The organism is Gracilibacillus timonensis (assembly GCF_900086715.1).
Classification (GTDB): domain Bacteria; phylum Bacillota; class Bacilli; order Bacillales; family Amphibacillaceae; genus Gracilibacillus; species Gracilibacillus timonensis.
In genome coordinates this window covers 1,477,557-1,492,490 of the sequence record NZ_FLKH01000012.1, presented here as the reverse complement: position 1 = coordinate 1,492,490, position 14,934 = coordinate 1,477,557, and the positions used below count along the sequence as shown (strand labels likewise).

At 40.1% G+C, this 14,934-nt stretch carries 11 protein-coding genes, 1 other RNA gene and 1 pseudogene; 9 read left to right on the top strand and 4 right to left on the bottom strand.

Going from position 1 to position 14,934, the window contains the following annotated elements:
• The first annotated feature begins 13 nt into the window (after positions 1-13).
• Positions 14-209, top strand: a non-coding RNA gene (gene ssrS, locus BN6556_RS18235) — 6S RNA.
• A 132-nt stretch (positions 210-341) separates the two neighbouring features.
• Here the strand turns inward: ssrS and BN6556_RS18230 are convergent.
• Positions 342-1,043 (bottom strand): RsfA family transcriptional regulator, encoded by a 702-nt coding sequence (locus tag BN6556_RS18230; RefSeq protein WP_066194332.1) that lies wholly within the window; start codon positions 1,041-1,043, stop codon positions 342-344.
• A 222-nt stretch (positions 1,044-1,265) separates the two neighbouring features.
• Positions 1,266-2,528: a replication-associated recombination protein A gene (locus BN6556_RS18225; RefSeq protein WP_066194329.1), complete on the bottom strand. Its 1,263-nt coding sequence runs from the start codon at positions 2,526-2,528 to the stop codon at positions 1,266-1,268.
• Positions 2,529-2,886: 358 nt separating this feature from the next.
• Here BN6556_RS18225 and cymR point away from each other — a divergent pair, with 358 nt between their 5' ends.
• From cymR to recD2, 5 genes are all read left to right on the top strand, one after another.
• Positions 2,887-3,306: a cysteine metabolism transcriptional regulator CymR gene (gene cymR / locus BN6556_RS18220; protein ID WP_066194326.1), complete on the top strand. Its 420-nt coding sequence runs from the start codon at positions 2,887-2,889 to the stop codon at positions 3,304-3,306.
• 61 nt (positions 3,307-3,367) lie between these two features.
• Positions 3,368-4,510, top strand: coding sequence for a cysteine desulfurase family protein (locus BN6556_RS18215; protein WP_066194323.1), 1,143 nt, complete (start codon positions 3,368-3,370; stop codon positions 4,508-4,510).
• A 12-nt stretch (positions 4,511-4,522) separates the two neighbouring features.
• Entirely contained in the window at positions 4,523-5,632 is a 1,110-nt protein-coding gene (mnmA, locus tag BN6556_RS18210) for a tRNA 2-thiouridine(34) synthase MnmA (RefSeq protein ID WP_066194319.1), read from the top strand.
• A gap of 1,120 nt (positions 5,633-6,752) precedes the next feature.
• Positions 6,753-7,421 carry a tetratricopeptide repeat protein gene (locus tag BN6556_RS18205; RefSeq protein ID WP_066194316.1) on the top strand — a complete coding sequence of 223 codons (669 nt, stop codon included), beginning with the start codon at positions 6,753-6,755 and terminating at the stop codon, positions 7,419-7,421.
• A 14-nt stretch (positions 7,422-7,435) separates the two neighbouring features.
• Positions 7,436-9,796, top strand: coding sequence for an SF1B family DNA helicase RecD2 (gene recD2 / locus BN6556_RS18200; RefSeq protein ID WP_066194311.1), 2,361 nt, complete (start codon positions 7,436-7,438; stop codon positions 9,794-9,796).
• Positions 9,797-9,871: 75 nt separating this feature from the next.
• Here the strand turns inward: recD2 and BN6556_RS18195 are convergent, their stop codons facing one another.
• On the bottom strand, positions 9,872-10,513 hold the full coding sequence (locus BN6556_RS18195) for a hypothetical protein (protein ID WP_066194309.1): 642 nt from the start codon (positions 10,511-10,513) through the stop codon (positions 9,872-9,874).
• A gap of 167 nt (positions 10,514-10,680) precedes the next feature.
• Here BN6556_RS18195 and BN6556_RS18190 point away from each other — a divergent pair, with 167 nt between their 5' ends.
• Both BN6556_RS18190 and BN6556_RS18185 read left to right on the top strand, forming a co-directional pair.
• The gene (locus tag BN6556_RS18190; RefSeq protein WP_066194306.1) at positions 10,681-10,881 is read left to right on the top strand and encodes a hypothetical protein; all 201 of its coding nucleotides are present in this window, start codon (positions 10,681-10,683) and stop codon (positions 10,879-10,881) included.
• Positions 10,874-11,944 carry an AI-2E family transporter gene (locus BN6556_RS18185; RefSeq protein WP_066194303.1) on the top strand — a complete coding sequence of 357 codons (1,071 nt, stop codon included), beginning with the start codon at positions 10,874-10,876 and terminating at the stop codon, positions 11,942-11,944. Before BN6556_RS18190 ends, BN6556_RS18185 begins: the two co-directional genes overlap by 8 nt.
• 118 nt (positions 11,945-12,062) lie before the next feature.
• On the opposite strand, the pseudogene BN6556_RS18180 reads toward BN6556_RS18185, so the two are convergent.
• A pseudogene (locus tag BN6556_RS18180) lies at positions 12,063-13,406 on the bottom strand (IS1634 family transposase); the annotation flags it as partial.
• A 165-nt stretch (positions 13,407-13,571) separates the two neighbouring features.
• Here BN6556_RS18180 and BN6556_RS18175 point away from each other — a divergent pair.
• Positions 13,572-14,933, top strand: a complete 1,362-nt coding sequence (locus BN6556_RS18175) for an IS4 family transposase (RefSeq protein WP_066194296.1) — start codon at positions 13,572-13,574, stop codon at positions 14,931-14,933.
• Position 14,934 lies beyond the last annotated feature (1 nt).

The following is a 14,934-nucleotide window of genomic DNA, read 5'->3' as shown; positions in this document are numbered from 1 at the left end:
TTAAATAGAAAAAGCAATCCTGATGTGTACGTTGAATTCATGATGTTTTGACCGAACATTAATAACATTGGGAACCTGCTGTTCTTGTGTGGAGTGCATGCCGCTATACTTACGAATCTATTGCGGACGCACAAAGTACAGGACAAGGTACCCACCTGCTTGAAGCGGGATCAAAACATGTTTTCTTCAACGGCACAATTGGGATTGTCTTTTTTTTGGGGCAAATATAGAGTAGACTACGGTAAAAGTAGAGATTAAATCTTTAAGATATGAAAGACCGTATGTAATGGTAATATTAGATAAATAAGCCTTGATACTGATTAAATCAGTATCAAGGCTTATTATTTGGCTACTTGTTCTAAATTTCCATTCTTGTCCATGCGAAACGTGGGTACGGGACGAGATTCTTCTTCATCGAATACAACCATTTTTCTGGCGCGTTCCACGATTTGCATAAATGCCTGATAGTCCTCATTCATGGTTCGTAGTTCCTGCTCTAGCTCTTTTACCCTTCTCTGTTCGTTGGCTAACTCTTGCTTAAGCTTCTCATGGTTTTCTAATACGTGCTGCTGGCTAGCCTGTGAAGACTGAATATGATGGTAATCCTTCTTGATATATTGTAAGTAACGAATCACTTGATCAAGATCAATGGAATACGTCTCCGTATAATTTTCCGTCGGTGCAGGCTGTGTTGGCTGCTGTTTTGTTTGATTCCAATTTAGAAAAGAATAAACCTCTTCCTCAATACTTCGGTCGGCTTCTTTTTCCTGTTTAGCAACGGGTTGCTGTGGTTGTTTTTGCTTAGCCAATTCCCGTTTTTTCTCTTTTCTTTGTTTTTTGGCAATTTGAACGGCTTGTTCATAGCTTTGCCTTACCTCTGCATTCCAACGAAATCCGCAGGCAGCAGAAGTACGATTTAGCTTATCTCCTACTTCATCAAATGCTGTTAATTGTGTACTCCCATCTCGAATATGCCGCAGAACTGTTTCTGCCAACAATAAATCATCTTCGTGGGACCAAGCGTCTTGTCTTACCTTTGTCATGGTGCTTCACTCCTTCATCATTCCTGTTTTATTGTCAACCATATAAACTCTTGCACCTTGTAATCGTCGAAGTCTATTTCCCTGTTAAAATACCAAGTAGAAAGTCGATAGTGGTGCCAGAGAAGCTAGCAATCTTGGTCAGTCCATTGCTTCCACACAAGCAGGACCAATAGATATTTCTGTTTATAGCTTAGTGTGACCAGGAATAAGGAAGAATAAACATTATTTTTTTACTTTTTGATATATTTGTTGTAAATTTTTTTCAAATTTACCTGTATCTTTTGGGTGATAGTATTGCTTATGCTTTAACTTATCTGGCAAGTATTGCTGCTGCACCCAGCCTCCTTGATAGCTGTGTGGATATTTATAATCAATTCCTCTGCCTAAAGCGGCAGCTCCTTTGTAATGGGCATCCTTTAAATGGACAGGGATGTCTCCTGTGTTTCCGGTGCGAATATCGGATAAAGCGTCATCTAATGCGGTTGGTGCACTATTTGATTTTGGTGAGAGACATAGCTCTACAATGGCTACAGATAAAGGAATGCGGGCTTCAGGAAATCCAACTCTTTCCGCCGTTTCTACCGCAGCTAAGGCTCTGGGACCTGCTTGTGGATTGGCTAAACCGATATCCTCATAAGCGCAAACCAGCATTCTTCTTGCAATACTTTCTAAATCGCCGGCTTCAATCAGTCTTGCTAAATAGTGAAGTGCTGCATCCACATCACTACCGCGGATTGATTTTTGAAAGGCGGATAATACATCATAGTGTGCATCTCCACCCTTATCGTGAGAAAAGCTTTTTTTCTGCATGCATTTTTCCGCATTATTTAGATCAATCACAATTTCTCCATTTTGCTGCGGGGTAGAGTAGGCGGCTAATTCCAAACCATTCAGGGCAGCTCGTAAATCACCATTACATGCATTGGCAAAATGATCCTTCGCTTCGTCTTTCACGACCAAAGGTAAGTCACCTAACCCATTTTCTTTATCGGCTATTGCTCGATTAATGGCATCATCAATATCCTGTTTTTCTAATCGATACAGTTCGAAAATATGAGAGCGGCTGCGAATAGCAGGACTAATCTTATGATATGGATTTTCCGTCGTACAGCCGATCAAGGTGATCAGGTTAGATTCTACATGAGGTAAAAGAAAATCTTGTTTTGCTTTATCGAGACGGTGTACTTCATCTAGAATAACCACTAGCTGTCCAGACATTTTCGCCTCTTCTACAGCAATTTCCATATCTTTCTTTCTATCAATGGCAGCATTGAGCATCTTATAGCGGATCTGTAAACTATTAGCGATTCCAATCGCCATAGATGTTTTGCCTGTGCCGGGTGGTCCGTATAGCACCATAGAATGCAACCGATTGGCCTCGACCATTCGTTGAATCATTTCTCCTGTCCCGACTAAATGCTGTTGTCCAATTATTTCATGAATATTTTTTGGCCTCATTCGAAAGGCAAGCGGTTGATTTGGCATGTGAATATCTCTTTCCTTTCCGATATGTATTATGACCAGAACTCCCTAGTGTCTTGTAAAGCAATCAACTTGACAAGGAGTGTCTGTTTTTTTACTATTGTTTAATATGCAAACCATAAAGGATAGCTCTGCCATTATTATAACATTCATGGTATAATACAACTAATATAGGATGTTCAAAATTCAAGAAAAAGACCGCAATGAATGATAGTGGCATTTTTGACGGATGTGCCAACACCTGGAATAATCCTTTTGCTGGATCGAGTAATCGTCCTCCTGGGGCTGTCGCTGAATGATTTTTTAAGCGGCTTTTGAACACAAACTAATAATGTAGCGGATGAAAGAATGAGGTGTAACAATGAAGATTTCAACCAAAGGTAGATATGGATTAACCATTATGATTGCATTAGCTAAAAATAAAGGGAATGGTCCGATTTCATTAAAAACAATTGCCCAAGAACACGGGTTATCGGAGCATTATTTGGAGCAGCTGGTTGCGCCACTAAGAAACGCCAGCTTGGTGAAGAGTATTCGTGGAGCATATGGTGGATATATACTGGCTAAAGAACCTAGCGAAATAACAGCAGGCGATATTATTCGAATCTTAGAAGGGCCGATCACACCAGTAGAGGGTATGGAAGACGAAGAGCCTGCCAAACAGGAGTTATGGATCCGGATTCGAGACGCCGTAAAAGAGGTGCTTGATACAACTACATTACAAGACCTATCCACTTATGGTGAAAAAGGAATACAAGATCCTTATATGTTTTATATTTAATATTGGCACTATACTCTATGGAGATAATGATTAGAGACAGGAAAGTAAAGGATGACAGAAGATGAATGCAATTTATTTAGACCATGCTGCGACAACGCCGGTCCATCCAGAAGTGATCGAAGTAATGATGCAGGTCTATCAGGAGAATTTTGGTAATCCATCGAGTATCCATTCGTTTGGAAGAAAGGCCAGGCAAATACTTGATCGGGCAAGGGCAACGGCAGCTGAATCGATCGGTGCAGATGAACGCAGTATTACCTTTACAAGCGGTGGTACAGAAGCAAATAATATGGCTATCATGGGTGCGGCCTTAGCTAATCAAGCGAAAGGAAAGCATATTGTTACAACCCAAATAGAGCATCATGCTGTATTACACACGGTAAATCATTTAGAAAAGCAAGGATTTGATGTGACCTATTTAGAGGTCAACGAACAAGGTCATATTCATGTGGAGCAAGTCATGGATGCACTTCGCGAAGATACGATCTTAGTATCGATTATGATGGTGAACAATGAGATAGGAACGATACAGCCAATTGCGGAAATAGGTCGGTTATTACACGAGCGCGATGTATTGTTTCATACGGATGCCGTGCAAGCCTATGGCCTTCTTCCTATTGACATCCAAGCATTGCGAGTCGACTTATTAACCGTTTCTTCGCACAAAATTAATGGCCCAAAAGGCTTGGGTTTCCTTTACGCCGACAAAGAATTAAACTTACAGCCTTTGCAATTTGGCGGTGAACAAGAACGCAAGCGCCGTGCCGGTACAGAAAATGTGGCTGGTATTGCTGGCTTTGCCAAAGCGATTGAATTGGTTCAAGAATCGCAAGCTGTTCGGTATGATATCTATCAACAGTTTGCTGAGTTATTCTTGCAAACCTTACGTGCCAAAGAGGTGGATTTTGTGGTTAATGGGGGCAGGCGTGCAAGTGTGCCAACGATTATTAACGTAAGTTTTCCTGGTACGAATGTGGAGACACTGTTGATGAACTTTGATTTGAACGGTGTGGCCGCTTCTAGCGGAAGTGCGTGCACTGCGGGTTCCATAGAGCCTTCCCACGTACTTAGTGCGATGTTTTTAGATGAAGAAGAACGCACCATGAATTCTGTCCGTTTTAGCTTTGGTTTAGCTAATGATGAAGAGAGTATCAGAGAAGCAGCCGATAAGATAGCCGATACAGTAAATAGACTGACTAGATAAGGTGGTGATAACATGAAAAAAAAGCAAGATACCCGCGTAGTCGTTGGTATGAGCGGTGGAGTTGATTCCTCCGTTACAGCACTCTTGTTAAAACAACAAGGCTATGATGTGGTAGGGATTTTTATGAAAAATTGGGACGACACGGATGAAAATGGTGTATGTACGGCAACAGAAGATTTTGAAGATGTCATCAGGGTATGTAATCAATTAGATATTCCGTATTATGGCGTGAATTTTGAAAAGCAATATTGGGACAAGGTATTCACCTATTTTTTAGATGAATATAAGGCAGGTAGAACGCCCAATCCAGATGTGATGTGTAACAAAGAGATTAAGTTTAAGGCCTTTTTGGAGCATGCCTTATCGCTAGGGGCTGATTATGTCGCAACCGGTCACTATGCCCAAATAAAAAGGGAAGGGAATCAAGTGGAGATGTTGCGAGGCGTGGATGATAATAAAGATCAGACCTATTTCTTGAATCAATTATCGCAAGAAGTCTTGCAAAAAGTGTTGTTTCCGCTTGGTCATCTACCAAAATCCGAGGTCCGTCGCATTGCTGAGGAGAATAACTTAGCTACTGCATACAAAAAAGATAGTACGGGGATTTGTTTTATCGGGGAACGAAATTTCAAGGATTTCTTAAGTGAATATTTACCAGCACAGCCAGGTAAAATGATGACATTAGATGGTGTCGAGAAAGGAAACCATGATGGCTTAATGTATTATACAATTGGGCAACGACAAGGGCTCGGCATTGGTGGTCCAGGTGGTCCATGGTTTGTGGTTGGTAAAAACCTGGAAGATAATGTGCTGTATGTGGGTGCAGATTATCATAACGACGCCTTGTATTCAGAAAGTCTGATGGCGGAGTCGTTAAACTGGATCAATGAGCAGCCGATAGAATCTTTTCATTGTACAGCGAAATTCCGCTATCGTCAGCAGGATCATGGAGTAATGGTGCATCCACAAGATGATGGTAAGGTAAAAGTTGTTTTCGACGCCCCAGAACGTGCGATTACCCCTGGACAAGCAGTCGTCTTTTACCAAGGGGATGTATGTTTAGGCGGTGGCACAATCAACGAAATAAGTAAAAACAATCAACAACTGGATTACGTAGGATAACAAAAAGGACAGCGCGTGATATGCTGTCCTTTTTCATATGACAGAAAAGCATGTAATCCTTGGTATAATAGGATATGGAACGATTTGATCTATAATGAACCAGAGTACCGATAAGATGGGTTATGTTAAGTAAGAGGCTACTCCAAGTGATCATGTTGAACGTTTTTAATGTGCTAGGAAGCGCTGCGGAAATAGGTTACGCTTTCCGTGGGACAAGGCTTTAGCCTCCTCGTCAGCACAGATCGCTTCCTGCGGGGTCTTCACAGTCTCCACCTAGTATACAATCGAATCGACTGCTAGGATGAAGGGGTTTAGGCACCTTCATCATGCCAAATAAACTTGTTTAGAGAATGATTCGATCATATGATATGTTCCTTTATAAAGGATGGAACTACCTTATAGCGTTGTTTATCATGATGCCAAATAAGCAGTTGACGATTTTTTGGCTGCAACAAATTCTAGGTACCTAGAATACTTCTTCCTTGCAGTGATAATCATTGTTGAACTACTTTCTAGCGGAGGGAATATGCGAAGACTTGAAAATGGTTTACAGGCTAAAATCACAACGACCTGTTGCAACGCCTGCACTTGCACGTCCTGTGCATCGCAGGACGAGCTGAAGATCCACTAAAAAGTGCTCTTCTTTTTAGTTAGCTGAAGCCGGCCCCATGGAAAGCGTAGCATATTCCCGCAGCGCCTGCTTAGCACAAAAAAAGGTCAAAGTCAACTCCCTACAAAAGTGATTTACTTAACATAATCCATCTTATCGACAGTTCAATGACTACTTTGAATAGGTAAGGAGCCGAGCGAGATGTGGCCAGTTTTTCTGATATGATGGCAAGCATAAAATCGTGGGTAATATGCTTTAGAAAGATATGAGTTTTGAATGAAACGACACTTCGATTCAGTTAAGTTTCATTCAATGCAAATACAATGATATCACGAATGCCACCTTTTTTATCTTATAAGAACAAGATCGCATTCACCCATTCATTAGCCCAATATGAATTTTTCGAAAGGCGAAGGTTGCGGAGGGTGAGCATAGTAGGCTAAAATGAATAAAGAACTCCTGCATTTACTAGCAAATAATTACATCCAACAGAAGGAGGAGACCACACCTATGTCTGACATCGACCCAGGTATTCAGTATATGCAAGAAGGCAAACTAGAAGAAGCGGCACAATATTTTACCGAAGCCATTGAGTCGAATCCGGAAGAACCGGTTCATTATATTAATTTCGGCAATCTTCTATTACATATGAAAGATTATCAACGCGCAGAACGATTTTATCACAAAGCAATAGAACTCGATCCAAAGGCAGCAACTGCCTTCTATGGACTCGGAAACGTATATTTTGAAACAGAACAATTGGACAAGGCACAGGAATATTTTCAACAATCGATTCAAAAAGGGTTGGAGGAAGCCGATCCTTATTTTATGTTAGGGATGACCTTTTTATATAATGAGAAGTATCGTTTATCTCTCCCATATTTACAACGCGCTCAGGAACTAAGCCCGCAAGATGTTGATATTCAATTCCAATATGGTCTAGCCTTGGCACAGTCTCAACAATTAGAACAAGCTAGAGAAGCTTTTGAACACACCCTGCAATTAGAGCCCCAGCACAGTGATGCTCACTATAATTTAGGGGTTATTGCGTTGTATGATGAGGAGATTCGCCAAGCCCTTGAACATTTCAACCTGGCTCTTGAGATCCAACCAGATCACTTATTGGCAGGGAATGGTAAGAAACAGATTGAAAAAATGTTAGGGGAGCAAGACGGATAAAGGAGGTCTTTGTAATGGAAGGAGCCAATCGGAAAAATTATATCAAGGGAGAAATGATCCATACGATTTTCGAAAATAAAGATGAGCATTTTTCCATTGCAAAGATCAAAGTGCTTGAAACTAACCAGTCATTCGAGGAATCAGAGGTAGTGGTAAAGGGTTATTTTAGACGATTAGATCCTGGCGAGACTTACGAATTTTATGGAAAGACGGTAGATCACCCTCGTTTTGGCCGACAATTTCAGGTAGAAAGCTATCAACGTTTTTTACCAGAAACCAAAGAAGGGGTGGTTGCCTATCTTTCGAGTAATTTATTCCCCGGAGTAGGGAAGAAAACAGCAGAGCATATCGTGGAAGAGCTAGGGGAAAACGCCTTATCCACTATCCTACATAATAAAGAATCGTTGAAAGCAGTGAAAGGACTGTCTAAGGAAAAACAAGAAAAAATCTATCAGGTCCTCCAGGAAAATCAAGGGTTTGAACATATTGTCGTGCAGTTATCCCAGTTTGGCTTTGGCTTGAAAATGGCTCAAAAAATGTATGCCGCTTTTAAAGAAGAGACGTTGGATACCTTACAAACTAATCCATATGCCTTTGTGTTTTTAGTAGAAGGTTTTGGTTTTGTGCGGGCAGATCAAATAGCGAGACAGCATGACATCCCGGTAGATCATGCTACCAGGTTGCAGGCCGCTTGTATTTATGTTTTGCAGAATAGTATGCAAGATGGTCATGTCTATCTGCCTTTGGATCAAGTATTATACCAAATGGACCAATTAATAGACGGTGAACTTCATGAAATACCGACGGATAAGATGAGTGAACAGATTATCGAATTGAATAAAGAAAAAAAGATCATCGTGATGGAGCGGAAGGTGTATCTGCCATCATTATATTATTCGGAGACTGGTTTTTGTTCGAAATTAAAACGGATAGCTAACCAATCTATTGAGCCGACGTTTACCGATGCTGAGTTACTTAAGATTGTCGGAAAGATGGAAGAAGAGGAAGCACTAAGCTATGGTAAGGAACAATATCAGGCATTGCAAACGGCCTTATTGGAAAAGATTTTTATCCTGACGGGTGGTCCTGGGACAGGTAAAACAACGGTTATTAAAGGGATTCTCAACGCTTACGCGGCTATCCATGACTGCTCGATGAACAAACATGCTTATGATCAAGATGATGAATACCCTTTTATTTTGACAGCACCAACTGGTAGGGCAGCCAAACGTATGCAGGAGTCTACGGGTGTTGATAGTGTGACCATTCATCGTCTACTTGGCTGGGATGGAAATGAATCGTTTGAAAAAGATGAGAATAATAAACTAGAAGGAAAATTATTAGTCATTGATGAGTTTTCCATGGTGGATATTTGGCTTGCCCATCAATTATTTCGTGCGATACCAAGCGATATGCAAGTAGTGATTGTTGGGGATGAGGATCAGTTGCCTTCGGTAGGTCCTGGTCAGGTGCTGGCAGATTTGCTAAAAAGTAAGGTGATTCCCTCCATTTCTTTGACAGAAGTGTATCGTCAAAAAGAGGGCTCTAAGATTATTCAGCTAGCGCATGAGATTAAGCATAATCAGGTCATGCCTAACACGTTAACCAAAGCGAATGATTTTAATTTTATTGATTGTCCTGATTTTCAGGTGGTGGAGATGGTTACCCATATTGTGCAGAAGGCATATCAAAAAGGGGTGGACCTCAAACAAATTCAAGTGTTAGCGCCGATGTATCGTTCCAAGGCAGGCATTCATCGTTTAAATAAGGAATTACAAGCCGCCATTAATCCTCCACAGCAAGGACGGCGGGAACTTTTATTTGGCGAGAGCGTTTTCCGCAAAGGGGATAAGGTCATTCAATTGGTAAATCAGCCAGAGGATCAAGTGTTTAATGGGGATATTGGAGAAGTGGCAGCGATCTTGGAGAAGGATGAGAATGAGGATCAGGTCGATCAAGTGGTGGTCAGCTTTGACGAAAGGGAAGTAGTCTATCCAAGAGCGGATTTGATCAATCTCATGCATGCCTACTGTACATCTATTCATAAGTCACAAGGAAGTGAGTTTCAGATTGTGATTATGCCCGTGATTCCTGGTTACCACCGGATGCTTCGTAAAAATTTGCTCTATACTGCGATTACACGTGCTAAACAGTCGTTAGTCATCTGTGGTGATAAGCGTGCCTTCCTACGCGGCATCGCAACAGAGGATAGCAATCAACGTTATACATCCTTAGTGACCTACCTGCATCATTTGTTTCAGAAAGAGGAAGCAAAACCTGCTGAAAAATCAAAGGAACTGGTCTTAACCGCTGATGAGAAGTTGCTCGCGGTTGAAATAGAACAGGAAAGCTTCAGTCCATATGACTTTATGTGATGTAGCTATTTCTGATTGTTACGAATAAACATGCGGCCGGGAAGAAGAATCCCGTGCCGCATGAACATTACTTTATTATTTTAACAATTGCAGTAATACGTCAATTGCATCCTTTCCATAGAGCCCTTCCTCACCAGCAGGCGCTATATACTGCATTTCAAAATGCGGAAGAATCACGACTGTTGATTTAATCGGACCGTCTTCCACTCCATGAGCAATACCACCCATTTCTGCTACTGATTCATTCTCGAAAAGTTCTGTCATCTCATCCTCTTCAGCCATTTCTTTTAAAGTGTTCATCATATCTTGATCAGTGTCGATTTGATCGGCACTAATCGATGAGGTGAGCACATTGTCTGCTTCTGAAACAAATTCACAAGAGATTTTACCTGGTTCAACGATTCCCGGTACATCGGATTGCATCGTTAATCCACTCACACTTTCACTTAAAAGGCTTAAGACCTCTTCGCATCCCTTTAATTCTTTCAATGCGTGTGCTTCTCCATCGACAGTAGAGTTGTCCGATTCATCGGCTACTGCTTCTTCAACCTCCGGCATATCATCTGAATCTGAGATATCTGCTGTTTCCTCATCCATGTCTGACTCGGTTTCTGAAGTGGTTTCTTCCGGCACGTCCTCAGATGACTCTGCACTATCCTGATTTCCGCAGGCTACCAAAAAGATAGCCAGTAAAATGAAGTAAAAAATCTGCTTCATTTTAATTCTCCCTCCTATTTAAATATATTGTAACGGCATTGTAACATAGTTAGCAAAATAATGCAGGAAAAATATTGATGAAGCCTTGAAGATTGTCTGTTTAGACGTATAAATCAACTTAAATATGGCGAAAATGAAAGGAAATGATGATGAAATGAGGTAGACTAGTGATTTGTCCTATTTGTCGTGGAAAGAATATTGGTATCATAGGCCCAAATCAATATTATTGTTGGAGTTGTTATGTGGAGTTATCTGTACAGGATAATGTGATTCATTTGCATGAAATAGAATCAGATGGCTCTCTTCATTCATTAGACGACTTATTTTCCATTGAGCAAAGGCGGCTTGAGGAGAATAAAGATGTCTAATGATCGAATTATCAGAAGAATACTACAATTATTTATGTTGTGTCTGGCCATTTTATCCATTTATTTAATTTATATCTTGTTTCCTTTTTATCGTGATATTCTCGTCCTACTCTTAAAGGTCAGTGCACCTTTTCTAATCGCTGGTTTAATTGCGTATCTCTTACATCCGGTTGTGCAATATATTCAAAAATTTCACTTGCCGCGTCCACTAGCGATTGTTAGTATTTATTTGCTTTTTTTTGTGATGGCTGGAGCAGGTATTTATGCCTCTGTGCCTGTGTGGATTAGACAGATAGAAGAGATACAAAAGAACCTGCCGCAATATGTGGAGGCCTATCGTTCCTTTATTTATAATATTTACTCGCAAACTTCTTTTTTACCAGAAGGGTTTCATGATAATCTGGATCGTTTTCTAGAGGGAATAGAAAGTAATATAGGCGAGAGAATCACCGGCGTATTGATGAATGTACCGATGTTATTTGACTTTGTAATTATGATTGTACTTATACCTGTCCTTTCCTTCTATTTCTTGAAGGATTACCAAACCCTGTTAAGAAGGATTATTCAACTGATACCGCCAAAATATCGAGATTTTACGAGAAAATTGGGTCATGAAATCGAGGAAAGTCTTGGTCAATATATTCGAGGACAAATCTTGGTTTGCTTTCTTGTGGGAATTACTAGTTTTGTGTTACTAAAAATAGTTGGTATGAACTATGCGGCGGTATTAGCAGTAATTATGGGATTCACCAATCTCATTCCTTATTTTGGACCGATTATTGGTGCCATACCTGCTCTACTCATTGCCTTTACTATTTCCACAAAAATGGTGCTGTTTGTTTTAGGAATTGTGGTGATCATCCAGTTGTTAGAGAGTAATTTATTATCCCCGTTTATTATGGGGAAAAGTGTCCATATCCACCCCGTTTATTTAATGTTTACCCTGTTTTTTTTATCGAAAGCGACGGGGGTGGTTGGAGTGATACTGGCTATACCGTTGCTTACTATAGCTAAAGTTGCTATTCCTCTTACTTATCGACAAGTAAAGGACGTTGACAGATAGGTAAAATGTAGCTTATAACCTGAGTTTTACAGTAAAAACAAACAAAAACACCCCTTTATCCCTTGATGTAACTGGGATGGAGGGGTGTTGTATTTTGTCCTGTTTTCATGGGGAAAAATCACCTTTTCTTCGTCTGTGCTAAAATCTTTTTAATTTCTCCCAATCGACGATATCTGGAAGAAAAATCAATTTGAAATTGCTTGCCAACAGCCTCCAGAACATCGTCATAATAATCAAATAGATAATAATTCTGTTTAAGCTCTGTACATTCTGCTTTGCGTAAACTGTTTAATAAACGAGAGACACCATATTCTCCTTTCATCTCCATCTCCAATAACCTGGCGATCGTAAGTGATACAAAACAAGTTAGAAAATGTGCCTCAATATGTTCCTGGCTGGAAACATAAACAGGCCGGGTTTCTAAATTGCTTTTCGTGATCCGGAACGTTTCTTCAATCCGCCATAATCCTCGATACATATCAATGATGGCATCATCCGATTCGTTGTATTCGCTGGTAATCAATACATAATAGCCATCCAGTTTTTCTTGTTCCTTTATTTTCTCTATATCGAGCTGCAGTTGTTCTTTTGGTGTTAAAATTTCGCCTGTCTTTTTATCAAAGCGGATGTTTTTAATATAATTACTGGCACCTACGGAAGTGGCACGTTTATAAGCCCCTGGATTGTCGATTAAAGCTTGTGTCTTTTGAAGGATTTTTTCTCTCTCGTATTTGGCTTTTTTCGCATATTTTTCGCTCCAAAAGATGACCTGTTTTTCATGGACTTGTCTAGTAAGTTTTTTTCCATTTTTCGCTGTCACTTGAATATCTCTTGGATATAACCGGGATTTTCGTTTGTATTCCTTTCCGAGCCATTCATAGCCGTTTTCATTCGTCACATAATCTTTTAATGCCTTGTTCGCTCCACGTACGGACATACTGAATACATAGCCGTCTTTGGCAGAGAGCGTATACCAGATGTTATCTCCTGTGGTCATTCCTTTGTCAGCTACGACAACAGCACGCTTGATTCCATAATCTAATTTCATTTTTTTGAGGTTTGGACGATAGGTCATACAATCATTCGTATTTCCAGGGAATAACTGATAGGTGATGGGAATGCCTTGATTATCCATAAACAGCCCCATTTGGACAATTGGATTGGGGCGATGCTCCTTCGATACCCCTTTCCGGCGCATATCATCTTCTTTGATAGTCTCTGTTTCAAAATAATAATTGGTGACGTCATAAAAAACACGGGAGGTATCTCGTCCATAATTTTCTGTTACTTGGTCATGCAGCCACGAAAGGAAGTCGTCTTTTTTCTCGTTATAGAAGCTAAGTGCACGGTAGACATCGGCAAGCTTAAAAGTTGTTCTTTCAAAAAAGAGCGATTGATTTTCAAACGATTGATATTTCGATCCGGGATACAAGAGACGTGTAAAAATCAATAACTTAAAAACTCAACTTTCGCAGCTAGAAAGAAGCATTCCATTTAACTAGCCGTAAAGCTTATTACTGTTCAAATATGGTCGTTGACATTAGAAATAGGTATAAAAAACACCTCAACTTTTGGTATAGTGTAATTGTCTAGAAAACACTACCAATACAGAAGAGGTGTCTCCTATATGATAGCGAATAATGACCACAATAATCAACTACCAAATGAACTTTCTTCCACTTTTAAAGAATTAGACGTGTTTAAACATCTTAGAAAAGCTGGTATTACAAAGTCTGTCGGTTTTACTTGTGCCTATCTTTTTCAATTGATTTTTTGTTTGATCTTTGAAAATAAGAACTGGTATCAAGTACTTCAAAGTAACAAAGCGAATGAATGTCCAGAAAAGAATGCTGTCTATCGTTTTTTAAACAAATCTACCTTTGCTTGGAGAAGGTTTTTACTATTTCTAAGCGCTCATACCATTGAAAAAGTAACCAACTTAACGAGTCATGATCGCCCAAAAGTATTGATTGTCGACGATTCTTCGTATGATCGTAATCGCAGTAAATCGGTTGAATTATTAGCTCGCTGTTTTGACCATGCATCTCAAAAGATGCGCTTTTATAAAGGGTTCCGTATGCTCACGCTTGGTTGGTCAGATGGTGCAACGTTCATTCCCGTGGACTTTTCATTATTGAGCTCAAAGAAAAGCCAAATCAATGGTATATCATCAAAAATTGATAAGCGTAGTTCCGGTTATAAACGCAGAGTCGAAGCATTACAAACCGCACCTGAGCAAATACCAGGTATGGTTGAACGGGCGATGAATGCTGGTATAGATGCTTCCTATGTGCTGATGGACTCTTGGTTTACGTATCAACCTCTCGTTAAGGAGATAAAAGAGCAAGGTTTGGACGTCATTGGCATGGTAAAGAACTTGAAACAGCGTTACCTTGTGAATGGCCAACGTGTAAGCTTAAAAGAACTTTATCGTTTTGCGAAACCAACAGATGGAAAGAAAGACATTCTTCGTTCGATTCATACGACACAAGCGAATGGCATTCCTATTAAAGTTGTCTTTGTTCGTAATCGGAATAAAAAGAGCGAATGGTTAGCTATTCTAAGCACCGATTGTACACTTAGTGATCAAGAAATCATTCGTATTTATGGGATGAGATGGGACATTGAAGTTTTTTTCAAAACAACAAAATCTCTTTTGAAACTCCAAAAAGAGTTCCAAAGTCGTTCGTATGACGGCTTAATTAGTCATACGACCATCGTATTCGCACGATATATTATTCTCTCGTGGCAAAACCGATGTAGCACAGATGAGAGAACACTTGGCGGCATGTTTTATGAATTATGTGATGAAGTTCATGATCTCGATTGGGCTGTGGCACTTCAGCAGTTGATCGACCTTCTTGAAGATGCCTTGAAAATGAGCAACAAAAAGGTACAAAAATTAATCAAAAGTCAAGTCCAACAATGGATTGCTGGCTTACCCAGCTATATCAGGGCTTACCTGCCTATTTCAGTGTGCGAAAGTTGAG

Bases quoted from the DNA above. Each gene is read 5' to 3' on its own strand.
- BN6556_RS18230 (WP_066194332.1), bottom strand. From the start codon at position 1,043: ATGACAAAGGTAAGACAAGACGCTTGGTCCCACGAAGATGATTTATTG.
- BN6556_RS18225 (WP_066194329.1), bottom strand. From the start codon at position 2,528: ATGCCAAATCAACCGCTTGCCTTTCGAATGAGGCCAAAAAATATTCAT.
- cymR (WP_066194326.1), top strand. From the start codon at position 2,887: ATGAAGATTTCAACCAAAGGTAGATATGGATTAACCATTATGATTGCA.
- BN6556_RS18215 (WP_066194323.1), top strand. From the start codon at position 3,368: ATGAATGCAATTTATTTAGACCATGCTGCGACAACGCCGGTCCATCCA.
- mnmA (WP_066194319.1), top strand. From the start codon at position 4,523: ATGAAAAAAAAGCAAGATACCCGCGTAGTCGTTGGTATGAGCGGTGGA.
- BN6556_RS18205 (WP_066194316.1), top strand. From the start codon at position 6,753: ATGTCTGACATCGACCCAGGTATTCAGTATATGCAAGAAGGCAAACTA.
- recD2 (WP_066194311.1), top strand. From the start codon at position 7,436: ATGGAAGGAGCCAATCGGAAAAATTATATCAAGGGAGAAATGATCCAT.
- BN6556_RS18195 (WP_066194309.1), bottom strand. From the start codon at position 10,513: ATGAAGCAGATTTTTTACTTCATTTTACTGGCTATCTTTTTGGTAGCC.
- BN6556_RS18185 (WP_066194303.1), top strand. From the start codon at position 10,874: ATGTCTAATGATCGAATTATCAGAAGAATACTACAATTATTTATGTTG.
- BN6556_RS18175 (WP_066194296.1), top strand. From the start codon at position 13,572: ATGATAGCGAATAATGACCACAATAATCAACTACCAAATGAACTTTCT.